Origin of the sequence: Cupriavidus sp. P-10 (assembly GCF_003402535.2) — a bacterium.
In the GTDB taxonomy this organism is placed as follows: Bacteria; Pseudomonadota; Gammaproteobacteria; order Burkholderiales; family Burkholderiaceae; genus Cupriavidus.
In genome coordinates this window covers 148,507-171,894 of the sequence record NZ_AP025174.1, presented here as the reverse complement: position 1 = coordinate 171,894, position 23,388 = coordinate 148,507, and the positions used below count along the sequence as shown (strand labels likewise).

The window sequence follows — 23,388 nt, the reverse complement described above, 5'->3', positions numbered from 1 at the left end:
TAAAGAGCGACCGGTCTTTGTCATGCGCGGTATCCACAGCGAGCTGGCGCGATGAGGCTTGCCCTCGGATCCAGCGATACGGCTCGCGCACACGTTGCAGACCTGGCTGGCCCGGCAGCGTTTCGATCTGATCGCCTTGCCAGCCATGATCGACACTTCTTCGAGAATTGCCCATGGTGACAGCCCTCAATATCTGTTTCCTGACCGGCACGCTAAACGCGATGGCCGGCGCTGAGCGCGTGGCGGCGACCATTGCCAATGCGCTGGCCGGGCTTGGCCACAACGTCACCATCCTGAGCTTGGTGGATGCACATAGTCAGTTTGCCCTGCATCCGCGTATCCGCCATGAGGCGTTGTTTGCGCAGCGACGTTCCTTCAAGCGCGCATACTTCGCCACCGCGGCAGGCATCCGGCGCCATTGCGCGGCGCACCGGACCGATGTGCTGGTGCAGGTCGACCCCCTGCTCGAACTCTTCGTACGGCCCGCCACCGTCGGCCTGCGCCTGCACCATATCGCCTGGGAGCATTGCCACTTTGACGAAGATCTTGGCAAGCCGGTGCGCAAGCTGGCGCGCCGGCTGGCGGCGCGATACTGCCGACAGGTGGTGGTGCTGACGGAACGGGACCGCAGCCGCTGGCTGGAAGCGCTGCATCCACGCAGCGAGGTGGTTTGCCTGCCCAATCCGCTGCCGTTCCCGCTGCCTGCCGAACCGGCACCACGCTCGCAGAAGACCGTGCTGGCGATGGGGCGGCTGGTGGCCGCCAAGGGTTTCGATGTCTTGCTGCACGCCTGGCATACGGTGGCCAGGCAGGCGCCGGATTGGCAACTGGTCATCCACGGTGAAGGCGAAGAGCGCTCTGCCCTCGCCGCACTGATCGGCAAGCTTGGGCTGGAAGGCCGGGCCAGCCTGCCGGGCATCTGCCACGATCCCGCGCAGGCCTATGGGCGCGCATCGGTCTTCTGCCTGAGTTCGCGCTACGAGGGCTTCGGGCTGGTGCTGATCGAAGCGATGGCCTTTGGTCTGCCGATCGTATCGACCGATTGCGAGACCGGCCCGCGCGAACTGCTCGCACCGGGACAAGATTCGCTGATGGTGCCGGCGGACAATGCCGATGCGCTGGCCGAAGCGCTGCTGACCGCGATCCGCCAGCCGGACACGGCCAGCCGCCTTGGCGCCGAAGGCCGCCGCAAGGCAAGCCGGTTTGCGCTGGAGCGGCTTGCCCTGCAGTGGGACGCGCTGGTGAAGTCGCGCTAGCTGCCGGTCCGGTTCTCGAGCACGGGGGCCAGCAAGCGTGCGTACGGTGGCGCCGCGATGCAAGCCGGCAAAGGCCTGCGCATGCGCACGTATGTCCGACCGCCGCGCCGGATCGCCAGCACGCCCGCTGCAGTACCCACCAGCTGATCGGCATTGCTCACGCGCAAACAGGCCCCCGCGGCAACGGCATCTTGCGTCGGCTGCGCGAAATTGTATGTGTCGGACCGATCAGAATGGGCGTGCCGAGCGCGCTGGCCTCGATCAGGTACACGCCCAGCGGCAACAGGCTGCCGCCGATAAAGACGAGATCCGACGCGGCAAAGTACATCGCCATCGCGCCCGGCGAATCGCCCAGCACGATATCCGCCGCCAGCGGCGCCTGCACGTTGTCGAGATCCGTGCTGGCCAGCACGCTTGAAGGCGAGGAGCCGTTGCTGCTCGACGCCTTCTCGCGCTGGCAATCGCTCGCCGCCGGAGCGTCGCGTCCGGCGATGCTGCTGATCCCGCGTCATCCACGGCGCTTCGATGAAGTGGCTGCGATCGCGGCACGCACGGGCTTTACGGTCGAGCGTCGCAGTGCGCTGGAAGCGGCAATTGCGCAGCCTGCCTGGCCACGAGCAGATAATCAGTCCACGGCCGTTACCTGTTGATTGAACGTCTGGACGACGAACCGATCGTGGTGGCTCGGCCGATCGAATTCGGCCGCAATCGTTATGACGCCGCCTTTAGCAGCCATAGCGGGCGCTGGGAACCGTGGCCGGCGCAGGCTCGCTCGAGGAGATGGCCCAGGAGGTCGTCGCGACGCTGCAGCCTATGTCTTGGCATGCCCCCCTCTCTGCGCCCGGTTCTGGCGTCTTCGCCATGGCGGCGGCGATTCCACATGTCCCATTATGCAGGCCGTGGTACTATACCCCCCTATACTATACTTGTGAGGCCATGAGTCATACCGTCCGAGAGAAACAGAAACTGCTTAACCGTGTCCGGCGCATTCGCGGGCAAGTCGACGCAATCGAGCGCTCACTCGAGGATGAGCAGGGCTGCGTCGAGGTCCTTCAGCAAATCGTCAGTTGTCGAGGTGCGATGAACGGGTTGCTTGCCGTCGTGCTCGAAGACCACATTCGCACTCACCTAGCCGAGGCCAGCGAGCACGAAGGTCATCGTGACGCGAAGGAAGAGCTCATCGAGATCGTCAAAACATACTTCAAATAGCAGTCCCAGTCCGCGGCCCCACGAATGATCCTTGCCTTGCCACCTCCTCGATAGCAAATAGCATGCATGCAACCGACCTCTCCAGATGGACCCACACCCATGTCTTTGATGACGGAAACGAGGTGGCCGAGCGCAAAACGCGGCTGGTAATGATCCTCACCGCCATCACGATGGTGATGGAGATCGCGGCAGGACTCTGGTTTAATTCGATGGCGCTGCTCGCAGACGGCTGGCACATGAGCTCGCATGCCTTCGCCATTGGTCTGACGGCATTCGCCTATGCGGCGGCCCGCACCTATGCGAAGGACCAGCGCTTCGCATTCGGCGCATGGAAGATCGAGGTCCTAGCCGGCTTCGCGAGCGCTGTATTCTTGCTCGGCATTGCGGCACTGATGGTATTTGGCTCCTTCGAGCGGATTTTCTCGCCCCAGGCCATCCACTACAAGGAAGCAATGGCCGTCACCGTATTTGGCCTGCTGGTCAACCTCGGCTGCGCGCTGATTCTCGGCGGCAGGCACGATCATGGGCATGGCGGCGAGCATGATGAACACCGGCACCACCGTCATCGCGAGGATCATCAGCACGACCTCAATCTACGGTCAGCATATCTGCACGTGCTTGCAGATGCTGCGACTTCGGTTCTGGCACTGTTAGCGCTGGCAGGCGGGTGGTGGCTAGGCTGGGGCTGGCTGGATCCGATCATGGGCATCGTCGGTGCAGCGCTGGTCGGGTCGTGGGCGCTGCGGTTGCTCAAAAGCACTGCGGTGGTCCTGCTCGATCGCGAAATGGACCACTCAGTCGTGGACGAGATCCGCGAGGTGCTCGACACCTTCAAAGACGGTGAAAAAGGAGCCCGCATGGTTGATCTTCATGTATGGCGCGTTGGCAAGGAGAAGTTCTCCTGTATCGTAAGCCTCGTGAGCCACGATGCGACGCTTACCCCGACAATGGTCAAGAAAGCCATCCAAATTCATGACGAAGTCGTCCATGTTACGGTCGAGATCCACCACTGTGGGGCATAGCCGGGCGGCACCTGGCTTGAGTACTTGCCGCCCTCTCTCTTTCGCCGCGAAACCCCAGTGGGCGCCATGCCGCGTAAGCGCAGCAGGTCGTCTCGCAGGCCAACGGGGTCGTAGCAACGTGCTAGCCGTGGAAGCTGCCGTGGCGAACGCCGCGAGGACGCCTGTCCATGACCATAGCGATCATGGTCTCGACGACGCAATTCCCAGCGGCACCCGTAAGGCAGAGGAGGCATTGCACGAGTTCAACACCCTCAGCAAGGATCTGTAGGGATCGCGGCCATGCTGGATGTTTTGACCAACCGCATCTATCGGCACCTGTTCCTGGCCCAGGTCATTGCGCTCGTCGGCACGGGCCTCGCGACGGTCGCCCTGGGACTGCTCGCCTATGACCTGGCTGGTGCGAACGCCGGAAGCGTCCTGGGTACGGCCCTTAGGCGTTCGAGGAACACCTGGACGAAGGCGAGCGCACGGGCCCTCACAGCCATCGACACCCCTTCACCATCGATGACCTTCATCCAAAGTGGCCAGATAATCACTAAAATCACCGTCCGGATGCTTCCCATGATTGCCAGTTGCGGATCGTTTGCACAGAATAGCGGCCAGCATCTCAAGAAGCATCCTGACCGCTGACTACCGAGCCTGATCCAGACCGCCAAAATTCCCATCGTGCAACGCCTCCTTTCGCGATTCGTGGTCCGTATGGTCTCGCTGCTGTTCATCTTGAACTGCGGCGCGAGCCTGGCCGCGTCGCACCAATGGCTGCATCACGAAATGGAGCACGCGCTGGAGGCTGCCGGGATGGATGGCGGTCATGCGGCAGAAGAGCTCATCATGGCCGTCGCCGAACCGGAGCATAACGACGATTCTGGTATTCCGCACGGTGCGCTGCACGCCTTCGCGCAGCTGCCGGCCACGCTCGCCTCGAGCCTTACCATTCCCATCCCGCTACTTGCGCGCAGTCGCCCACTGCCCGACGTCTGCCACTTGCTGACCGACCACGCGGACGGCCAGCCATTCAAGCCCCCTCGCGCCTGACGACCGTCGAGCGTCGGGCGCAACTCCGCCCGCACTGCCTTCGCCACACCTGGCCGAGCCGGGAGGTGGCGCGTCTCCATCGTTCCTGAATCTGAACATGATTGCATTCCCATGTCCTCGCGGGCTGCGTGCGACTGCGTTGGCCGCGCTAGGCCTTGCGCTTGCACCGCTCGCCCTTGCCCAGCAGCAGGCGGGCAGCGCTGCAGCGCCGACCAGCCTGGCATCCGCACAGACCACCCTCACACTGCAGGCCGCTCAGGCGCGCGCGCTCTTGGCAAATCCATCGCTGCTCGCGGCCGAAAAGGATCGGCTTGCCTGGGACGGCACCGTGCGCCAAGCCGGCGCCCTTGCCAACCCCGAACTGCTACTCGAGGGGGACCAACTACGTAGCGAGAGCCGGACCGAGGCGATCCGCCTGATCCAGCCGCTCGATATCAGCGGCAAACGCCGCGCACGAACCGCCGTCGCCGAGGCAGGACGCGACCGCACCGAGGCCACCCTCGCGGCACAGCGTGTCGAATTGCGCACCGCTGTGGCCAATGCCTTTGTCGGCCTGCAGGAGGCAGAAGCGTTCGAGCGCCTGGCACAGCAGAAGCTAGACGTCTTCAATGACTTCCGCGGTGCTGTGGCGCGTCGGGTCGAGGCGGGCAAGGTTTCGCCGATCGAACGGGAAAAGGTCGGAGCGGAAGCCAGCCTTGCCCTGATCGAATTGCAGGATGCGGCACAGCGCACCGTAGTGGCTCGCCGGCGTCTTGCCAGTCTGTGGGGACGCGCCGAGGCGCCGGATTTCTCGCTGCTTAGCGGTCCATTCGGCGAGCCGGCGATCCTTCCTAACCGGCAAGTGCTTCTGCAGCGATTGCCGCACCGCCCGGAATACATGGCGCGGCAGCAGGCGATTCGGGAGCAGGAAGCGCGGCTGGACCTCGAGCGCGCGCGGCGGTTTGGCGACATTACACTCGCGGCGGGCGTCAAGCGTATTCACCAGCCGCCAAGCACTGGCCTGGCCGCGCAGAACACGCTGATGGTCTCCGTCGGCATTCCCCTGCCGCTCTTGGACCGCAATCAGGGCAATATCTACGAAGCCACCCAGCAGCTCGACCGCGCCAGGCTCGAGGCAGACGCCACGCGCAACGAGTTGCAGCTCCGGGCATTGGAACTCCTCGACGGCGCGGGCGTGGCAGCACAGGAGCTGCAGTCAATGCGCGAGCAGGTGCTGCCCGCCTCTCGCGAGGCCGTCCGTGCCGTGACCAAAGGGTACGAGCTGGGGAAATTCTCATACCTGGACGCCCTTGACGCCCAGCGCAATTACTTCCGCAACGAAGCGCTGTACAGCGCCGCCGCTGCGCGTTATGAGCGACTGAAGAACGCTTTGCTTGAACTCGCCGCGACGCCGGCCAGCCACCAGTTGGATGCACAATGAAAACGAGATCCGCCATCATTCTTGCCGTCGTCACGCTCCTGCTTGGCGCCGCTGCGGGCTACCAGCTTGCTCACCGCGGCACTGGGACCGGCGTTTCGGCCATTGCAGATCCCTCCGCCGCGGAGGACGCGGTACGGGGCCCGCATGGGGGGCGCCTGCTTGCAGACGGCAAGTTCCAGGTTGAAGTGACCATTTTCGAGCAAGGCGTGCCACCGCATTTCCGCCTCTTTCTCTATGAGGACGGCAAGGCGCTGACGCCTGGCGCTGCCCAGCTCGGCATCACGCTGAAGCGGCTTGGCCGGCCGGCCGAGCCGATTGCCTTCCGCGTGGAGCGCGATTACCTGCGCGGCGACAAGACCATCGTGGAACCGCACTCGTTCGATGTGAACGTGACGGCCAACTACAAAGGGAAGGCCGCCTCTTGGAAGTATTCGCAGGTGGAGGCCCGCGTCGAGATGGACGATGCGCAACTGAAGGAAGCCGGCGTGGACATCCTCGCCGCCGCTCCGGCGCGCATCCGTTCGGTGTTGGAACTTCCTGGCACCGTTAAGCCCAACGCCGATCGCTTTGTGCCCGTCTTGCAGCAGTTCAAGGGCACGGTGGTGTCCATCGCCGTTGGAGAGGGATCGCGCGTGCGGCACGGCGACTTGCTTGCGGTCGTGGAGAGTCCCGAGGTGGGCCAGCTGCGCAGCACGCTGGCGGTGGCACGGGACAAGGCAGAGCTGTACCGCAAGACTGTCGAGCGAGAAGAAAAGCTGTTCGCCGAACGCATCTCGCCAGAGCAAGACGTGCTGGCTGCACGGCAGGCCTACCGGGAAGCGCAGATCGCGGCAAACGCGGCCGCACGTAGCCTGGAGGCCATGCGCGTGACGGCCGGCGGCAGCGGCAACATTGCGCGCGTCGAACTGCGCGCGCCCATTGATGGCGTCGTCACGGCAAAGTCGGTCGCGCCAGGTCAGGCCGTCGATGCCGGCTCAGTGCTGATGTCGGTTGCCGATACCGAAACCGTCTGGGTCGAGCTGCCCGTGTATCCGAAGGACATGGCTATCGTTCGTCTCGGCCAAGCGGTTGTCGTGAAATCGACCGATGGCGCCCTCGAGGCCGAGGGCAAGGTGGAAATGGTCAGTCCGCTGGCCGGCGAGCAGACGCGCACCGCCACGGCGCGCGTGGTCCTACCGAATCCCAAGCGAGCCTGGCGGCCGGGTACCGTGGTGAACGCCACGCTTACCACTGAGGAGCAGAAAGTTGCCGTGGCCGTGAACAAGAGCGCGATCCAGACCGTCCGGGACTGGAAGGTTGTGTTTGGCCGCTATGGCAAGTACTTCGAAGCCCGCCCGCTGGAGCTCGGCCGCAGCGACGACACGATGGTCGAGGTCCTGGAAGGCCTGAGGGCCGGTGAGAAATACGCCGCTGGCAACAGCTTCACCGTCAAGGCAGAGCTCGGCAAGGCCGGTGCGACGCACGACCACTAAGGCACATCATGTTAGACAATCTCCTGAAGTTTTCGATCCGGCGTCGCTGGTTCGTGATGCTCGGCGTGCTGGCCCTAGTCGGCATCGGCGTACATAGCTTGCTGAAACTGCCCATTGACGCCGTGCCCGACATCACCAATGTCCAGGTCCAAATCAACACGACTGCCGAGGGCTATTCGCCGCTCGAGGTCGAACAGCGCATTACTTTTCCGATCGAAACAGTGATGGCGGGCCTACCCAGGCTGGAGTCGACACGCTCGGTGTCCCGCTACGGCCTGTCGCAGGTGACGGTCACCTTCAAGGATGGCACCGACATTTACTTCGCACGGCAGCTTGTCAACGAACGGATCACCGCGGCACGCGAGCGCCTGCCGGGCAACGTCACACCCACAATGGGTCCGATCGCTACCGGCCTTGGCGAGATCTTCATGTACACGGTTAAGGCCAAGCCCGGCGCGCGCAAGGAGGACGGCTCAGCCTACACGCCCACCGACTTGCGCGAAGTCCAGGACTGGGTCATCCGCCCGCAGTTGCGCACCGTCAAGGGCGTAACGGAAGTCAACTCGGTCGGCGGCTTCGTCAAGCAATTCCACGTGACGCCGGACCTCACCAGGCTGGCTGGCGTCGGACTGACACTCGCCGACGTTTCCAAGGCGCTCGCCGAAAACAACGCGAACGTCGGTGCCGGCTACATCGAGCGCCAGGGTGAACAGTATCTTGTGCGCTCGCCCGGCCAAGTAGCCGGCCTCGATGAACTGGCTGCAATCGTGGTCGACACGCGCGGCGGCACGCCGATCCGCGTTGGGGATGTCGCCACGGTGCATCTGGGGCAGGAACTGCGCAATGGCGCGGCCACCGAGAATGGGCAGGAAGTGGTGCTGGGCACGGTCTTCATGCTGATCGGCGAGAATAGCCGTACCGTCGCGTCGGCCGCGGCGAAAAAGCTTGAAGAGATCAACGGCAGCCTTCCGGCCGGCATTGTCGCAGAACCGGTCTACGATCGCACGACGCTGGTGGACCGGACCATCAACACCGTCAGCAAGAACCTGCTCGAAGGCGCGGCGCTGGTCATCGCCGTGCTCTTCGTGCTGCTTGGCAATATGCGCGCGGCCATCATCACGGCACTGGTTATCCCCCTGTCGATGTTGTTCACGGTGACGGGCATGGCCAACAACAACATCAGCGCAAACCTGATGAGCCTTGGGGCGCTTGATTTCGGCATCATCATCGACGGTGCCATCGTCATCGTCGAAAACTGCATACGCCACCTGGCGGAGCGCCAACGCGCGCTGGGCCGCCCGCTGACACGCGAGGAGCGGTTCTCCGTGGTCTATGAAGCGTCGCGGGAAGCCCGCAAGGCCATTCTGTACGGCCAACTTATCATCATGGTCGTCTACCTGCCGATCTTCGCGCTGTCCGGGGTCGAAGGAAAAATGTTCCACCCGATGGCGATCACGGTCGTGCTCGCCCTGGCCGGGGCCATCATCCTGTCGATGGTCTTCGTGCCCGCCGCGGTCGCCATGACCATGGCGGGCGCGATCCGCGCGGGGGAGAGCAAGGCGTACGCGGCGGTTCGCAACTTCTACGCGCGCCAGTTGGACCGTGCCCTGAAGCGGCCAGTCATGGCCTTGACGATCGCCGGCCTGATGCTGGTAATCAGCGGCGCACTGGCCACGCGGATGGGCTCGGAGTTTATCCCGAGCCTGAACGAAGGCGACATCGCGCTGCACGCCTTGCGCATCCCGGGCACTAGCCTGTCGCAGGCGATTCAGATGCAGACGGCGCTGGAGAAACGCATCAAGGCCTTCCCCGAAGTGGACCGGGTCTTTGCCAAGATCGGTACGGCGGAGATCGCCACCGACCCGGTGCCGCCGAGCGTGGCCGACAACTTCGTCATCATGAAGCCCCAGTCGGAGTGGCCGGACCCAGGCAAACGCAAGGAGGTGCTGGTGGCCGAAATGGAGGCCGCGGTCAAGCGCATCCCTGGCAACAACTATGAGTTCACGCAGCCAATCCAGATGCGCTTCAACGAATTGTTGTCCGGCGTCCGTGCCGACGTGGCATTCAAGGTGTTTGGCGACGACATGGAAACGCTGGAAAGTCTTGGCAAACGGACCGAGGCGGTCCTGAAGTCGATCCCGGGCGCCGCAGACGTCAAGGCGGAACAATTGACGGGCCTGCCGATGCTGTCGATCACCTTCGACCGCCAGAAGCTGGCGCGCTATGGTATTTCTCAGGCCAGCGCACAGCGCATCGTCAATGCGGCAATCGGCGGCCAGACCAGCGGCACGCTGTTCGAAGGGGATCGCCGCTTCGATATCGTAGTACGCCTGCAGGAGCATGTCCGTACCGATCCGGAGCGGCTCCGCATGTTGCCCATCCCGATCGGCAACGGCGGCAACGGCAGCAATGCGGCTATCAACTTCATCACGCTCGGCGATGTTGCGACGCTTGAAGTCACGCAGGGTCCCAATCAGCTGAGTCGCGAAAACGGCAAACGGCGCGTCGTGGTCACCGCCAACGTCCGTGGACGCGATCTTGGCTCGTTCGTGCAGGATGCGCAGTCGCGCATGGCCAGCGAAGTTAAGCTGCCGGCTGGCTATTGGTCCGTCTGGGGCGGGCAGTATGAGCAGCTGCAATCCGCCTCGAACCGGCTCAAGATCGTGGTACCCGTTGCGCTTGGCCTGATCCTGCTGCTGCTGTATGGGATGTTCGCGAGCGTCAAGGACGGGCTGCTGGTCTTTACCGGCGTGCCGTTTGCCCTGACCGGTGGCGTCATTGCACTCTGGCTGCGCGATATCCCGTTCTCGATTTCCGCAGGCGTCGGCTTCATTGCACTGTCCGGAGTGGCGGTGCTGAATGGCCTGGTGATGGTCTCGTTCATCCGCCAGTTGCGCGAGGAGGGACGACCCGTTCCAGAAGCCGTGCGCGATGGTGCTCTGCTGCGCCTGCGCCCCGTGCTCTGCACAGCGCTGGTGGCATCGCTCGGTTTCATTCCAATGGCCATCGCAACCGGCGCTGGCGCCGAGGTGCAACGGCCGCTGGCCACGGTCGTGATCGGGGGTATCGTCTCGTCCACGCTGCTGACCTTGCTGGTGTTGCCGCTCTTGTACCGCTGGGCGTATAGCCGAAGCGCGAAACAACCGATCCCCACGGGAAGCGAAGATCGGCAACTTGGGCGTACGCCTTCCTAGTCCAGTGCGTCATTGAAAAAGCACCCCATTTATGGTTAGATCAGGTGCATGGGAAAAATGAATCTGACCGAGCTCGAGCGTGAACAATTGCTGTCGGCGACTTGCAGCCGAACCATTCGGGCAGCCGACGCGCGCCGGGCCAAGCTGATCCTGATGCTTGAAGACGGTGAATCGCGCGACGCGATCATTGAGCGGCTGGGGTGCGATTCGCGTTTCATCTCGCGTTGGTCGAGTCGGTTTCTGGCGGAGCGGCTGGCGGGCTTGTACGCGCGCCATCCTGGACGAGCGCCCATGCAGCCGCCTGAGAAACTCGAGGCGCGTGTTCTGAGCTACACGCTCAAGCGCAAGCCCTCGGACGGATCGACACACTGGAGCAGCTACAAGCTTGCCGCGGAGCTGGGTGACGTGTCCATCTCGACCGTGCAGCGCATCTGGCGCAAACATGGCGTGCGCCCGCACAGGTTGGAGCGGCACATGATTTCCAACGATCCCCACTTCGAAACGAAGGCTGCAGACGTGATCGGGCTGTATCTGAACCCGCCCGCGCATGCGGCGGTGTTCTGCGTGGATGAGAAGACCGCGATCCAGGCCCTGGATCGCAAGGATCGGATGCTGCCATTGTCGCCAGGACGTGCCGAGAGCCACGGCTTCGAATACAAGCGTAACGGCACGCTCAGCCTGTTTGCCGCACTCAACACGGCAACCGGGGAGGTGATCGGCAAGACTGCGCCACGTCATACCAGTGAGCAGTTCGTAGCCTTCCTCACTGACGTTGTAGCCAGTCAGCGACCGGAGCAAGAAATCCACGTCATCTGCGATAACGTGAGCAGTCACAAGACCGAGCGCGTGCGCGACTTCCTCAGCGAACACCCCAACGTCCACATGCACCACACGCCGACCTACACGTCCTGGCTCAATCAGGTCGAGAACTGGTTTGCGCGCATTCAGCGCGATGTGATCGCACGAGGCGTCTTCACTTCGGTGAAGGACCTGGATCGCAAGCTGATGCGTTATATCCGTCAACACAACAAGAATCCCAAGCCAATCAAGTGGAAGTACGACGATCCATCGCGGCGAATTCGCCCGGTGCCAATTCACTGACGCGATGGACTAGGCCACTTTCTGAAGTACTCATCGCACAAGGGGCGAAACTTTCCCCGCAAGGCAGTTAGGCTCGATCTTTCACAATCTGGAAGCGGGCGTCACTGCATCGACTTTTTTACGGTTTGGTACCCGATTCCGCCGTCTTTACCGCGATTACTGCAACTGCGACGAATGATCCGTGAAGATCGATACGTTGCCCCATAGGCCACGCGCCTGGACGGCTGGATGGCCATGGCGTGCCGCAGACCGGGGGCGCGGGGTTCAACTCGGGACAACCGCTGACTTCCAACTCAATCCTTACGTCGGCGCTCCGCGCCCGGTCACCGCGTCAAAGTCCCGGGTCGGCTGGCGCGCCGGTGGCGGCTCCCCGAGGACATTGTCGGTTATGGCTATGTCCAGCCCGTTGGTCGTTAGCCGCAGTACGGTAAGCTTGGCCTGGAGAAAGGTATCGACTTGCACGAGCCAGTTCTCGATCTCCTGCTCGCTGGCGCCGAGCACCTGCGCGGCAGCGGCTTTGGACAAGCCTTCTACACGACAGAACTCCAGGGCCCGGCGCCAGGACGTTGGCATCTCCGCAATGAGGGCCGTCGCGACCCGGCGCATCTCCTTGGCACTCACCTCCTCCTCGGGGATGCTGCCTCGCACCTACATTACGTCCTCAAGCCGCAGAACCTCGTCGGGCTGCCAATACTCGAACAGGATCTCGTCATCGGCTTCCTGGGTCTCCCATAGCTGGAAGCGAAGCCTGCCTTCCAGGGAAATCCCTCGGCCCTCTTCGGCCTGTCGACGCGTCACTTCCTCGGCTGACAGGGTGATCGCGATCTGGTAGAGCCAGGGGAGCCGCGCGAGCCGGCGCGGGAGCCGCGTCACGTTTTCGAAGGCGCGGGCCAGCGACTCGTCGATGACCTCGTCAACTTCGAGATCCCCCGGCAGGAGATCGCCGCTCGTCTGTAAATACGCGAGCTCACGCTGCACGAAGCGCTTGAGATCGGACAGTAACGAGCGCGCCACTCGTCCTCTTGGCGAAAATGCACGAGGTGGCTCGCACTGCTCCAGTTCTGCGAAGGACTGCTCGAGGGCTTTGCGAAGTTCGGGCGCCTGGCAGTCGGAGGCGAGTATGGTGCTCGGCAATCCCAGCCTAAGCCTGGCTCGATAGAGACGGTGGTGGCTACTTCGTTCCAGGGTCGCCCGCAACGGGGAGTTCCGAGGGAAAATGGGACAAATGCCGCTGGAGGTAGCGAGTCACGAGCTTACCCGATCAGGCCTTCCAGTCGGAATTGGAACGCTCGGGAATGTCCGGTAATGGATCGTCGTTCTCATGATGACCCTACACGTGCTCAAGTGGCCGCCTGGCGGCGGCGCGGGATCGTCAGCTTGAGCACGCCGTCCTGCAGGTCCGCCTCGATCTTCGACGCCTCAAGGTCGGAACTCAGCGAGAAAGCGCGTGCGAAGTGCGGCTGGCGAATTTCCGCGTGTCGCACCCGCAGCCCGGGGCGAAGGGGCATACGCGCTCCCACCCGCCTGCCAAGCTGGTGGCAAACAAACAGAAACACGCAGCGCGCAACGTCGCGACTGCCTGAGCGAAAATAAAATAGTAAGCGCGCAGCCAAATTTCAAGGGGGAGACCTGCGGATTTTTCACGAAGGATGCCGGCTGTGGCTTCCTGGCCTGCGCAGGTTTGGGCATGCTCGCTAGGCGTGCCACCTCCGGCGGTGCTCCGCTCTCCATTTTTATGCCGTATGAGGCGCATCCATGGCGCCCCCAGGCCTAGTGGGAACAGCGTCGAGAGCCATGCCAGGGAACCCGATGCTAACCTTCGGCAAGACTCGTTGCTCATTGCGTCAACGGCCCGCCCCGAACATGCTGCTCACCTTAGGTGAGAGCGTCGACCGGCTCGCGCTACCGCGCAGAATCTCACTGGCGACGCGCTGGCTAGGTATCGTGGCGGGTGCCCTGCTCCCTCGCCGCTTTTGACCTGCTGGGGCAGTCCGTCCACGACATCCGCGACTGGGCCATCAGAAGCGCAAAGCGGCGCTGGGCGGCACGGCTGGCGGACACTCGGAACTGCACAATCGTTGGCAAGGGCGGGCTGGCGCTACCGGGTCATCGCATGTGGCGCAATCTGCCAAGCCCAGTCAAAACTTGGCATATCAAAGTAGCGCTATTAAGCTGGTCCTTACATGACCGAATACCTTCCCGCTGTAAGGAGAGCGCTTCTAAATGTCAATTGAAAAATATCGAGGTTACATTGCAGAGGGATTTGCGAACCCGCGGGAAAACGGTAAGTTCGAGGCGGTAGGTCGCGTGAGCTTGGATTTCCAAACAATTAGAGAGGCCGACGTACTGGGCTACCATGAGACCAGCGACGGCGCGCAACTGCAAGGGATACTATGGGCTAGGTATGTTATTGACACGCTGCATGCTACCAATGCCGCTTCAGCTCGCGGTTGAGTACCGAGTCGTTCTTGGAGAGCAGACATGCGGATTTTGGACAATGCAGCTGTCGATAGCAGCCGGTCCAGTGAGTCACGGTTCATCGGGCCCGCAGCGCCCAAGCCTGTCGATACCCTCCCTGAAAATCGGATTTGTCCGTGGGGTTGACCGGGAGTGCCTGCGAAAGGCCTGCAATGCGCCAGTCGCTTAGAGTACACTGACTCGGGCGTGGGCGCCGGCGCGGCAAATCAGCGTGCCGGCGCCTCAGCCGGTGAACGGGCGCCAGTCGGGGGTGCTACGCGTTCTCCCCGGCCTGACCTAGCACTCACGGGGTATCGGGCTGCCGCAGAAAGCGGTAGGCCGTCGCATCCTCCGTGTTGAGGGACGACAACGGCCGTTCGCGCTCAATAATCGTCCGCGGGGTCAGACGCTCGGCCTCCTTGCGGTAAATCCGCTGGGTTGCCGGCGCTTCATGCAGCGCCAGCCATGCCTGCACGGCAGGCGTAATCGTTGTCCGCGTTGAGCGTGCAGGTCGCGCGCGGCGCGCGGAACTGCCCTTGCGAGCCGTCGACTTGCTGCAGCAGGCGCAGTGGCTCCCACGGAACTACCACGCCACGCGGGGATTGCGCGACCAGCGCCTGCGCCCGCTCGGTCAGCTGCTGATGCCTGGCAATGAAGACCTCCACCTGCCGCGCGCTGGCGACACCCAGTCCTGCCTTGGTGGCCCACCAGCGGCGCCGTCGCGGCACCCGCACGGTCCGCGCGCCGCCGCGCCCGCAGCGCGGCCACCGGGGCTGCACTGGGCTTGCAGGCCACGCGCGCCGTAGACTTCACTACGGCGGTGGGCATGCTCGCTGAGTTGGGCGATCTCTCTGCGATTCACGCATCCGCGCCAACCAATTGCCTGGCCAGGCCGGACCCCGCCGAACACTCATCGGTGAAACGGCTGCAACGCAGCAGTACGGCCTTAGAACGGCTGATTCATTGGGCGGACTTCTGAAATGTGGTAAACCGACCCGCGTAGATCGGCACGAGCCTTCGTCGAAATTTACTGTTACGTCTTTTGACCACTGAATTTCAACCGCCCGTACGACCCTCGTGTCAATCGAGATTGACAGGGGTCTGACATGTCCATGCTGTTCCCAGTTTCCAGCCTGAGAGTGATAAGGCGCGACGCGATATGCGAATTGTTGCTCAATCGCATTCGCAGGAGCAAATTTCAACAGCTTGTTAGAAAATTTCCCGGTGCGCCACATAACTATCCGCGACGAATCTGCCTCGCTATAAGATGGTTTTATACTGCGGTTTATTCTCGCTCGCACTCGGCGATTTATGTCGGCTCCGTGAGCCGAACTGATGATTGATCCATGATCGCACCGGCCTTTCAACTATATAGTGGAGCAAGATCGAAAAAACTAGCGTGAGCGACAACAGAAGAAGCGCCTGCATCGCGCCTGGCATCGCAGCAATATCGGGCAGCCGGGATCTAACAAACATGAACAGGTGCTGCGGTATTCGCTGTACGATGTAGATGCAATACGAGATCTCGCCAAGAAATACTAGCGTCCTCATTGAGAGAACGCGAGTCAGAGCATCTTTCTCATACGAAAGTGAGAAGACCAGTCCGGCAGCCCCGGCGACAAAAATCGTATCTGCACCGAGCTTCACCCCAATCGCGCAAATGAGCAACGACAGCAACGCCCCCACTGCGCAACCGTCATAATTCGGTAGTGCTGCTCGTAAGCGGCAGACCAGGACACCTAAATAAAATTCGGGAATCAAGCGGGCAATGCCGCCGCTGAGCGATAGATGTTGAGGCGAGGTTGACTCTACCACGCCAAGCACTGTCAGAGCGACCCATGCCATCAGCACGATGCGCCCCCGATTAAGACGCGGAGCCATCAACAGGAACACGGGAAACCAAACATAGGCAAACCATTCGGCACTGACTGACCAGCCGACGTCGTTCCACCCCGTTGTTCCCGCGTATCGCCATGCACTAAGCAGGGAAAGCCCCAGCATAAAGTCCGACAATGTATAGTTTGTGGACCCAACCAAATCCTTATGCAACGTCAAGTCGCGAATAACTACCGCGGCCGCAAATGCCAATAGACAGACGACATAGACAGGATAGATTCGCGCGATGCGCGCAACAATAAACTTCTTCAAGTCTAGGCGGCAGTTAGGCGATGGATCGTAGTTGTAAGCGAGAATGAAGCCACTCAGGATGAAAAATCCATCCACACCGAGATAGCCATGATCAACGAGCGAGCTCGTAAAGCCAATATTAATCAAGGTCCCGTCGTCACCATAGTCGTGGAACCAGTGTAGGCTTAATACCCAAAGCGCCAGAAACAGACGTAAGCTGGTGAGGGGCCTGAATTGACGCATCTCCGTTCCCTGAACAATGCTATTGATGTTTGTTGCCAGTCCTCACTAGCGTCTTCTTGTCATTTTATTAGCCTAAGGGGGGTCATCAGTCACGGGGCCGCCGCTGTCGGTAATCAACGAAAATGAGTGTTGTGCATTTTCGGGTTGCGTCAGCAAGACTTCCGTGCGGGCCCGCACAAACTGCGTATGTTGCTGCGATTGCGTTAGTTTACTTGCGATAATGTCTGGTCATCGCGCTAGCAACCGAGAATCCTGTCTAGTTAGTTTGTCCGAAACGCCAAACTGCACTTTTCGCAACTTCTATTTCATCGAGGGAGGGCAAGTTGGCGATTTTCAAACTCGGTTCTGTGCGCCAGACGGCATCATCGGAGTTTACTCAGCAAGCTTTGCCAGCTTCTTCAGGTTTTTCCGTGGTAGTCAATAATCCAAGGGGGATCTATGTGGGTTATCGCACACTAGAATCTTATGGCTTGCGCGTTACGGGTTACTCGTTCCGCTGTTTGGCATTTGCTGGAGTTCAATGAGCGTAAAAACGTCTGCAATGTCGGCGTCATCTTCCGGTCAGGTATCATTTCCTAAAATCGGCCTAACCAGTGTCTTGTGAAACCTAAAGGCAAGCTGCGTCTTTTTGACCCGCTCGTTGCGCGTCTGCGTGGAGCGCTGCCACCGTCTGACTGCGGCAGCGTAGAACATACGGCCCATGCAGAAGATGCCACTGTTGCAGGACGATGCCGCCGCAGTGATGACCCTGATGCCGGCCGGGCCGGAATGCCGACCTTAGCATTACCCCTCCACGAACGGACCGTTGAGACAGTACCGAACAAGCACCACTTCGACCAGGAACGGATTACCTGCAGATTTAGCATCGGTTACCGATCTTTTTTTTGCATATGGAAGAAGTAATCATGAGTATTAGGGACAAGCAAGCGGGTCAATGGGACGTAATAGTGGTGGGCGGAGGGCCAGCCGGACTCAATGCGGCGCTGATATTAGGGAGATGCCGAAGAAATATCATTCTCTTTGACGATGGAGCGCCGCGCAATGCCGTCTCGCATGCGTTGCACGGGTTTCTGAGCAGGGACGGTATTTCACCAACCGACTTGCGCGCCATTGCGCGGGAGCAAATTGCTGCGTACCCATCGGTCAGGTTTGTGAAGGCCCGGGTGATAGACGCCAGGCGCGCCGATACTGGCTTTTCGGTAACCACGCGCGATGGGCGCGTTTTTTTTGCGCGCAAACTGCTGCTAGCCGCCGGCGTGGTCGACAAATTACCGGAACAGCCGGGGTTTCGCGAACTCTACGGGACCGGGCTATTTCACTGTCCTTTTTGTGATGGCTGGGAGATGCGTGACCAGCCACTTGCTGTCTACGGTCGCGGAGACGACAAGGGGGGTGGACTGGCGCTAGAACTGATGCATTGGAGTAAAGACACAGTCCTGTGCACTGATGGGCCCTCGGAATTGAGCGCTGACCTTTGCAGACGTTTGGGTCAGCATGGGGTCGCCGTGCGGGAAGAAAAGATAGTGTGCCTTGATATTCGTAGCAAAGTCCCGTACCAAGCCTCCTTTGATATCGTTTTTGATTCAGGGGCCCGTTTGCCGCGGTCTGCCATTTTCTTCAACACTGGCAGGCAGCAGTCCACAGACCTCGCAGAGCGCCTCGGTTGCGATATGTACGCCCCCCAAGGTTGCATCATAGATAACGACCAGCAGATGACCCACGTACCCGGTTTGTACGTGGCAGGTGATGCCTCGCGCGACGTCCTACAGGCCGTCGTTGCTGCCGGGGAAGGCGTCCAAGCGGCCATTGGGATTCATACTGCGCTGCTCCGTGAAGATTTAGAATAGTGCCGTGTCAGTCCAAGTTCCGCCGAGCTTGCGACTGACGAAGCCAACACGCGAGGTGAGCCAATGCTGGTCCTTGCGTATGCCGGTTTGCCAGAGTGGCGGAAAACACAGCGGGAGTGCTTGTGGCGGTCCGCACGGCTCTCCCCTCGTTTCGCGCGCGCATACAAGACACATGGACCTGCCCCACTGCCAACTACGGTGCTTCCGCCGTGCTCGCAGGATCCGGCTGCCGGGCTAGCGCCGCCCGCACGACTGAGAATCTGCGCATAGCTTGGTTGGCAGGGCTTGAGCGGAAGGCGCGGCAGAACTCATCAAACGTCAGCGTGGTCACCGCATAGCCTGTGCGTTCGTTTCAGCGTGGCAGGTGCGAGCCTCAAGACAGCGTTGGCGCTGGTAAAGAAGACTGTTCGGCGCTTTGCCGCGGATCCCTTCTCCTGCCAGGGCCAACGGTTATCAGCGAAACTGCCAGTGTGAACGTCAAGGTGCGCCCGCTGAAGAATCTGCACGGCGCGCATCGCATTTGTTTCCACAAGCCAAAAAAAAGAGACTTGCTACGGCATGCGGTCTCCAGGCTCTGCACACTGGACAAGAGTTACAAAACCGAATTGCGCACACCAGATTGCCGGCCGTGAGTTGCTAGGGGGCACGCCGGCCTCGGGTACTGCCTGCAGCCGATCCAACCCGAACTGGCACACAGGATCCGGTTGCCTTCTCTGGCAAGTCATCGGCGCGATCATCGGCCCGTTCCGTTACAGGCAGTAACGCCTGTATAGCTTCGCTAAAACCCATTGGCTACAAACGGCATAAAGTGCGAATGAAACTTCACGAGCTATCGGGCGTCGCCAGTACCGCGAATGCGTCGTTGGCGCGACGATGATTAACGGATTTGACGTACGATGGGTTCGCGCCGAACCGATCCAGACCTGCTTCCTCCCGGAAGTCTTGCTCAGACCGCTGTCGTTTAGTAAGGAAACTGTAATGAAAACCCTTGCCCTCCTATTCACTGCAACCGCACTACTGGCTGGCTGTGTTGTGGCTCCATACGGCGGCGGCTACCACGGTGACTCGTCCTACTATGGAGGCCATGGCCAGCGCGGACATCACGGCCGCCACGGATATGATGACTAGCACTCGAGTAACGCTTAGCTATCGTCAGCACCACCGATATTCTCGCCCTCGAGGCTGCTAGAAGGCGTTCGCCAGCACCACGATCATTGCGCCTGGTGCCCCTGCGAGGCATGCGAGAAAGCTGGGCGAGGACTCCAATTCACGTTGGATCAAGGCATGCCTTGGATGCCCCTGCCGTAGCAAGACTGCCGTGCGATAGCTTGAGCGGATCGTGCGCGACCACCCGTCCGCGACCAGCCTGCTTTGCTGTATAGAGCGCTGCGTCGGCCAAGCGATACGCCGACTCAAAATTCTTTGCAGGCGGAAGGCCACACAGGCCGATGCTGAGAGACAGAGCGCCGCAGCGCGTCTGCATCGACGCGACTTCGGTGCGAATCCGCTCGGCCAGTTCGATGGCGTCGTCAATCTCCATATTCAGCAAAAGGATCGCGAATTCATCGCCACCAAGGCGGCCGACAAGGTCATTGCTCCGTGTATTGTCCCGCACAGCCTTGCCAATGCTGGCGAGTACCTCATCGCCTTGCTGGTGACCGAACGTATCGTTGACAGTCTTGAAGTGGTCCACATCAAGCAGGAGGAGCGTCAAGGGGTGCTGTTGTCGTTGTGCCGTGGCAATTGCCGCGTGCACCTGAATCTCGAAATACGACCGTGACATGACGCCGGTTTGAAGATCAAAGTTGGCGCGTCGTTCAATATCCTGGTGGGCAGCGCGCAGCCGCTGTTCGGTCCGGTGTTGGATCAGATAAAGGACGCAGCAGACGCGCAGAAATGCGGCAAATACGGCGGTGAATGTTTGCAGCGGTAGCCAAACGTCTTGCTGCCACGATGTCACGGTATCCATGCGGCGAAGGATATGAAACATGCGTGCGAAGAGCGCTGCCGCCACCAGCAAGGTAGCGAACAGCAGCAGGCTCTGCACGAAGCGCAGACCGGCGCCACGCAGGCTCAGCACGTATGCCAGAAAAAGCGCGAGCTGGATCAGAAAAGCGACCGAAAACCCAATAACGCGCTGTGCGTAGGTCCATCCTTCGCTCCAAGTCAGAGCCCAACCAATGAAGGCAAGGCCGGCGATCAACCACCGCGTAGTCAGGCCGGGCCAGATGTCGTCTCGCAAAAATGCCCGCAATCCGGATTCGATTGTCGGCATATTGCAGAAAATCAGAAAATTCGATCCGACCAGAATTAGCCACGGCGGCAGCTTGCCCCAGGCGAGTAACAGCAGCGATGCGATGGAAAGTTGCAGGCCATCGAGGACCCACCAACCCAATCCCATGTCGGGGCGTTTCTTGCGCCAAAAATTAGCCAAAATACCGGCCAGCATGGCGTGCGAAGCAAAGGCGAAAACGTAACTCGTCCGGATATACAAAGAAGTCATCAAATCGGCGTTCATTCAGGAGCCCGTGGCGAAATTTTGTGACGGCGCATTTCAATCTGAAAGGGCTCCGAATGCAAGCAATTAATCACCTAGGGCAACCAAAGTCGGCGGGGGCTCGATATGTCTAAACGCTTGGCTCAGGTTCGGACTTGTCTTTTGCCCAAGCCATCGGTTTCAGACGCGACTAGTCACCCCCACCGTGTACTTCATATGTGCGTCGCAAGGCTCATTTTTTTCACCCAGTCGGGCCAAGGAGTTTGTTGACCAACTGCCTCTTTGTAAATGATAATGCGTCGCATTTTTATACAAATAGCGGGTCATTAAAAGCAGCAGCAGGGACATGAACAGCAAAATGAGAACAAAACTTCACCCGATTTACGCCGCGGTAGCCGCGAGCTTCCTTTTTCCCCCGATGCTGGCGCGAGCCGAGACCGTGCCGGCGCCGTCGGCGCAGTTGCCGGAGGTCATCGTCAAAGTCGACGTGAGCCGGGAGCTTGGCGAGGGGTACAACCCGCCCAATGCCGTCAGCGCGACCAAGACCGAAGCGCCGCTGCGCGATGTCCCGCAGACCGTCAACGTGGTCACCGCGGACGTGATGCGCGACCAGCACGCCACGTCGATGCAGGATGCGCTGAAGAACGTGCCGGGCGTGTCGTTCTCGCATGGCGACGGCCAGCGCGACCAGGTCTCGATCCGCGGCTTTACCGCGATCGCCGACCAGTTCGTCGATGGCATCCGCGATGACGCACTGTACTTCCGCGACCTGTCCAACGTGGACCGCGTCGAAGTGATCAAGGGCCCGGCGGCGGTGCTGTATGGCCGCGGCTCGGCCGGCGGCCTGATCAACCGCGTTACCAAGAAGCCCGGCATCGACGTCACCGACTTCGCGCTGAGCTACGGCATGTGGGCCGACCGCCGCGCCGAGGCCGACGTCGGCCGCGTGTTCGCCGATGGCGCCGCCGCGTTCCGCATCACTGGCGCCGTGGAAAAGGCCAACAGCTACCGCTCGCAGCAGTTCCTGGACCGCAAGGCGATCGCGCCGTCGCTCGAGCTGCGCGTAGCGCCCGAGACCACCGTGCTGTTCCAGGCCGACTACCTGGAAGACCGCCGCGTTACCGACTTCGGCATCCCGGCCTACCAGGGCCGCCCGGTCGACGTGCCGGCCTCGCGCTACTACGGCGCGGCCAATGCGCGCGATGCCGACTATTCGCAGTCACGCGTGTTCTCCGGCACCGCCACGATCAATCACCGCTTCAATGAGAACTGGTCGATCCGCAACGCCACGCGCTACTATCACTATTCGCTGGATCGCAACAACACACTGACCAGCGCCGTCAACGAAGCGGCGCGCACGCTAACCATGAACCACGGCAATGTCCGCCGCGAGGAACATGGCTGGTTCAACCAGACCGACCTGACCCAGAAGGCGACCTTCCTGGGCATGGAGCACGAAATCCTGTATGGCATGGAGATCGGGCAACAGAACAAGGACCAGGTCAACAACACCAAGCCGGTGCTGGGGGCCAACGGCCGCCCCGCGGTGTTCGACCTGTTCAACCCGGTGCTGATGACGCTGCCGCTGAAGGCACCGGGTTCGCCGACCACGTCGAACCTGGGCGTCTTCGACACCCTGGCGTTCTACACCCAGGACATGATCAAGTTCAGCGAGCAGTGGAAGGCGCTGATCGGGGTGCGCTACGACAACTTCCAGCAGGAGACCAAGAACCGGATCGCCGGCCAGCGCGACCTGTCGCGCACCGACACCGCCTGGAGCCCGCGCGCCGGCCTGGTGTGGCAGCCGTCGAAGGCGCAGTCGTACTACGTGTCGTGGAGCAAGTCGTTCCAGCCGTCGGGCGAGGCCTTTGCGCTGGCGGCCAACAACGCCGACCTGGCACCGGAGACCACCAACAACACCGAAGTCGGCGCCAAGTATGACTGGCTGAACGGCAAGGCCAGCACCACGATCTCGGTGTTCCGACTGGAGCGCAGCAATATCAAGGTGGCCAACGCCACCAACACGGCACTGCTGCCGATCGGCGAGCAGCGCACCGACGGCGTAGAGCTCTCCGGCGCGGCCGAGCTGGGCGGCGGCTGGCGCATGCTGGCAGGCTACGCCTACCTGGATGCCACCATCACCAAGTCCACCGCCGCGCTGCAAGGCAAGCGCGCCACCATCACGCCGCGCCACTCGGGCAACGCTTGGGTGACCAAGGACCTGGGCTACGGCTTCGGCGTGGGCGCCGGCGTCAACCTGGTGGGCGCGCGCTATGCCGATCCGCTCAACACCGTGACGCTGCCCGGCTACGTCACTGCCGATGCCATGGCCTGGTACCGCCGCGGCGCCTTCGAGGCGCAGCTGAACGTGTACAACCTGTTCGACAAGGGTTATATCGTCTCAGCGCATGGCACTAACCCCAACCTGAACATGCCGGGTGCGCCGCGCAGCGTGATGGCAACGCTGCGGTACCGGATGTAAGCGCCACGAACCCCGCGGGCTCGGCC

Annotated in this window: 16 protein-coding genes and 5 pseudogenes; 14 read left to right on the top strand and 7 right to left on the bottom strand. The window is 61.4% G+C overall.

What is annotated here, in order from left to right:
- Nucleotides 1-173 precede the first annotated feature (173 nt).
- Nucleotides 174-1,256: a glycosyltransferase family 4 protein gene (locus CTP10_RS40275; RefSeq protein WP_199414673.1), complete on the top strand. Its 1,083-nt coding sequence runs from the start codon at nucleotides 174-176 to the stop codon at nucleotides 1,254-1,256.
- Nucleotides 1,257-1,286: 30 nt separating this feature from the next.
- On the opposite strand, the pseudogene CTP10_RS40270 reads toward CTP10_RS40275, so the two are convergent.
- Nucleotides 1,287-1,632 (bottom strand): annotated as a pseudogene (locus tag CTP10_RS40270) (glycosyltransferase); the annotation flags it as partial.
- 22 nt (nucleotides 1,633-1,654) lie between these two features.
- Here CTP10_RS40270 and CTP10_RS40265 point away from each other — a divergent pair.
- The 9 genes and pseudogenes from CTP10_RS40265 to CTP10_RS40225 all read left to right on the top strand — a co-directional run bounded on the left by CTP10_RS40265 (nucleotide 1,655) and on the right by CTP10_RS40225 (nucleotide 11,709).
- A complete protein-coding gene (locus tag CTP10_RS40265; RefSeq protein WP_376790697.1) occupies nucleotides 1,655-1,906 on the top strand; it encodes a hypothetical protein in 252 nt (83 codons plus the stop codon).
- 286 nt (nucleotides 1,907-2,192) lie between these two features.
- Nucleotides 2,193-2,465 (top strand): metal/formaldehyde-sensitive transcriptional repressor, encoded by a 273-nt coding sequence (locus CTP10_RS40260; protein ID WP_116322109.1) that lies wholly within the window; start codon nucleotides 2,193-2,195, stop codon nucleotides 2,463-2,465.
- Between the two features lie 62 nt (nucleotides 2,466-2,527).
- Entirely contained in the window at nucleotides 2,528-3,487 is a 960-nt protein-coding gene (gene dmeF / locus CTP10_RS40255) for a CDF family Co(II)/Ni(II) efflux transporter DmeF (RefSeq protein ID WP_116322094.1), read from the top strand.
- A 279-nt stretch (nucleotides 3,488-3,766) separates the two neighbouring features.
- Nucleotides 3,767-3,920 (top strand): annotated as a pseudogene (locus tag CTP10_RS40250) (MFS transporter); the annotation flags it as partial.
- A gap of 266 nt (nucleotides 3,921-4,186) precedes the next feature.
- Nucleotides 4,187-4,522, top strand: coding sequence for a hypothetical protein (locus tag CTP10_RS40245; protein WP_116322093.1), 336 nt, complete (start codon nucleotides 4,187-4,189; stop codon nucleotides 4,520-4,522).
- Between the two features lie 97 nt (nucleotides 4,523-4,619).
- Nucleotides 4,620-5,942 carry a TolC family protein gene (locus CTP10_RS40240; protein WP_147316277.1) on the top strand — a complete coding sequence of 441 codons (1,323 nt, stop codon included), beginning with the start codon at nucleotides 4,620-4,622 and terminating at the stop codon, nucleotides 5,940-5,942.
- Nucleotides 5,939-7,414 carry an efflux RND transporter periplasmic adaptor subunit gene (locus tag CTP10_RS40235; protein WP_116322092.1) on the top strand — a complete coding sequence of 492 codons (1,476 nt, stop codon included), beginning with the start codon at nucleotides 5,939-5,941 and terminating at the stop codon, nucleotides 7,412-7,414. The genes CTP10_RS40240 and CTP10_RS40235 overlap by 4 nt, the downstream gene beginning before the upstream one ends.
- 8 nt (nucleotides 7,415-7,422) lie before the next feature.
- Complete coding sequence (locus CTP10_RS40230) at nucleotides 7,423-10,608, top strand: efflux RND transporter permease subunit (RefSeq protein WP_116322091.1); 3,186 nt, start codon at nucleotides 7,423-7,425, stop codon at nucleotides 10,606-10,608.
- Nucleotides 10,609-10,656: 48 nt separating this feature from the next.
- The gene (locus tag CTP10_RS40225; RefSeq protein WP_233528296.1) at nucleotides 10,657-11,709 is read left to right on the top strand and encodes an IS630 family transposase; all 1,053 of its coding nucleotides are present in this window, start codon (nucleotides 10,657-10,659) and stop codon (nucleotides 11,707-11,709) included.
- 300 nt (nucleotides 11,710-12,009) lie between these two features.
- Here the strand turns inward: CTP10_RS40225 and CTP10_RS40220 are convergent, their stop codons facing one another.
- The 3 genes and pseudogenes from CTP10_RS40220 to CTP10_RS40210 form a co-directional block, all read right to left on the bottom strand.
- Nucleotides 12,010-12,330 (bottom strand): sigma factor-like helix-turn-helix DNA-binding protein, encoded by a 321-nt coding sequence (locus CTP10_RS40220; RefSeq protein WP_147316276.1) that lies wholly within the window; start codon nucleotides 12,328-12,330, stop codon nucleotides 12,010-12,012.
- A 27-nt stretch (nucleotides 12,331-12,357) separates the two neighbouring features.
- The gene (locus tag CTP10_RS40215) at nucleotides 12,358-12,723 is read right to left on the bottom strand and encodes a hypothetical protein (protein WP_116322088.1); all 366 of its coding nucleotides are present in this window, start codon (nucleotides 12,721-12,723) and stop codon (nucleotides 12,358-12,360) included.
- 326 nt (nucleotides 12,724-13,049) lie between these two features.
- Nucleotides 13,050-13,208 (bottom strand): annotated as a pseudogene (locus CTP10_RS40210) (Hsp20/alpha crystallin family protein); the annotation flags it as partial.
- A gap of 724 nt (nucleotides 13,209-13,932) precedes the next feature.
- Between CTP10_RS40210 and CTP10_RS40205 the strand changes: the two are divergent.
- Complete coding sequence (locus CTP10_RS40205; protein WP_147316275.1) at nucleotides 13,933-14,163, top strand: hypothetical protein; 231 nt, start codon at nucleotides 13,933-13,935, stop codon at nucleotides 14,161-14,163.
- A gap of 303 nt (nucleotides 14,164-14,466) precedes the next feature.
- Here CTP10_RS40205 and CTP10_RS40200 read toward each other — a convergent pair.
- Nucleotides 14,467-14,909: pseudogene (locus tag CTP10_RS40200) on the bottom strand (phage integrase family protein); the annotation flags it as partial.
- A 29-nt stretch (nucleotides 14,910-14,938) separates the two neighbouring features.
- Here CTP10_RS40200 and CTP10_RS40195 point away from each other — a divergent pair.
- A pseudogene (locus CTP10_RS40195) lies at nucleotides 14,939-15,106 on the top strand (transposase); the annotation flags it as partial.
- A gap of 320 nt (nucleotides 15,107-15,426) precedes the next feature.
- On the opposite strand, the gene CTP10_RS40190 reads toward CTP10_RS40195, so the two are convergent.
- Nucleotides 15,427-16,536 carry an acyltransferase family protein gene (locus CTP10_RS40190; RefSeq protein ID WP_116322087.1) on the bottom strand — a complete coding sequence of 370 codons (1,110 nt, stop codon included), beginning with the start codon at nucleotides 16,534-16,536 and terminating at the stop codon, nucleotides 15,427-15,429.
- Nucleotides 16,537-17,441: 905 nt separating this feature from the next.
- Between CTP10_RS40190 and CTP10_RS40185 the strand changes: the two genes are divergently transcribed.
- The gene (locus CTP10_RS40185) at nucleotides 17,442-18,383 is read left to right on the top strand and encodes an NAD(P)/FAD-dependent oxidoreductase (protein WP_116322107.1); all 942 of its coding nucleotides are present in this window, start codon (nucleotides 17,442-17,444) and stop codon (nucleotides 18,381-18,383) included.
- A 1,267-nt stretch (nucleotides 18,384-19,650) separates the two neighbouring features.
- On the opposite strand, the gene CTP10_RS40180 is transcribed toward CTP10_RS40185, so the two are convergent.
- Nucleotides 19,651-20,901, bottom strand: coding sequence for a GGDEF domain-containing protein (locus CTP10_RS40180; RefSeq protein ID WP_116322086.1), 1,251 nt, complete (start codon nucleotides 20,899-20,901; stop codon nucleotides 19,651-19,653).
- A 337-nt stretch (nucleotides 20,902-21,238) separates the two neighbouring features.
- Here CTP10_RS40180 and CTP10_RS40175 point away from each other — a divergent pair, with 337 nt between their 5' ends.
- Nucleotides 21,239-23,362 (top strand): TonB-dependent receptor, encoded by a 2,124-nt coding sequence (locus CTP10_RS40175; protein ID WP_116322085.1) that lies wholly within the window; start codon nucleotides 21,239-21,241, stop codon nucleotides 23,360-23,362.
- Nucleotides 23,363-23,388: the final 26 nt, after the last annotated feature.

Coding starts and splice junctions, on each gene's coding strand:
- CTP10_RS40275 (WP_199414673.1), top strand. CDS start 174: ATGGTGACAGCCCTCAATATCTGTTTCCTGACCGGCACGCTAAACGCG.
- CTP10_RS40260 (WP_116322109.1), top strand. CDS start 2,193: ATGAGTCATACCGTCCGAGAGAAACAGAAACTGCTTAACCGTGTCCGG.
- dmeF (WP_116322094.1), top strand. CDS start 2,528: ATGCATGCAACCGACCTCTCCAGATGGACCCACACCCATGTCTTTGAT.
- CTP10_RS40245 (WP_116322093.1), top strand. CDS start 4,187: ATGGTCTCGCTGCTGTTCATCTTGAACTGCGGCGCGAGCCTGGCCGCG.
- CTP10_RS40240 (WP_147316277.1), top strand. CDS start 4,620: ATGATTGCATTCCCATGTCCTCGCGGGCTGCGTGCGACTGCGTTGGCC.
- CTP10_RS40235 (WP_116322092.1), top strand. CDS start 5,939: ATGAAAACGAGATCCGCCATCATTCTTGCCGTCGTCACGCTCCTGCTT.
- CTP10_RS40230 (WP_116322091.1), top strand. CDS start 7,423: ATGTTAGACAATCTCCTGAAGTTTTCGATCCGGCGTCGCTGGTTCGTG.
- CTP10_RS40225 (WP_233528296.1), top strand. CDS start 10,657: ATGGGAAAAATGAATCTGACCGAGCTCGAGCGTGAACAATTGCTGTCG.
- CTP10_RS40205 (WP_147316275.1), top strand. CDS start 13,933: ATGTCAATTGAAAAATATCGAGGTTACATTGCAGAGGGATTTGCGAAC.
- CTP10_RS40190 (WP_116322087.1), bottom strand. CDS start 16,536: ATGCGTCAATTCAGGCCCCTCACCAGCTTACGTCTGTTTCTGGCGCTT.
- CTP10_RS40185 (WP_116322107.1), top strand. CDS start 17,442: ATGAGTATTAGGGACAAGCAAGCGGGTCAATGGGACGTAATAGTGGTG.
- CTP10_RS40180 (WP_116322086.1), bottom strand. CDS start 20,901: ATGAACGCCGATTTGATGACTTCTTTGTATATCCGGACGAGTTACGTT.
- CTP10_RS40175 (WP_116322085.1), top strand. CDS start 21,239: ATGAGAACAAAACTTCACCCGATTTACGCCGCGGTAGCCGCGAGCTTC.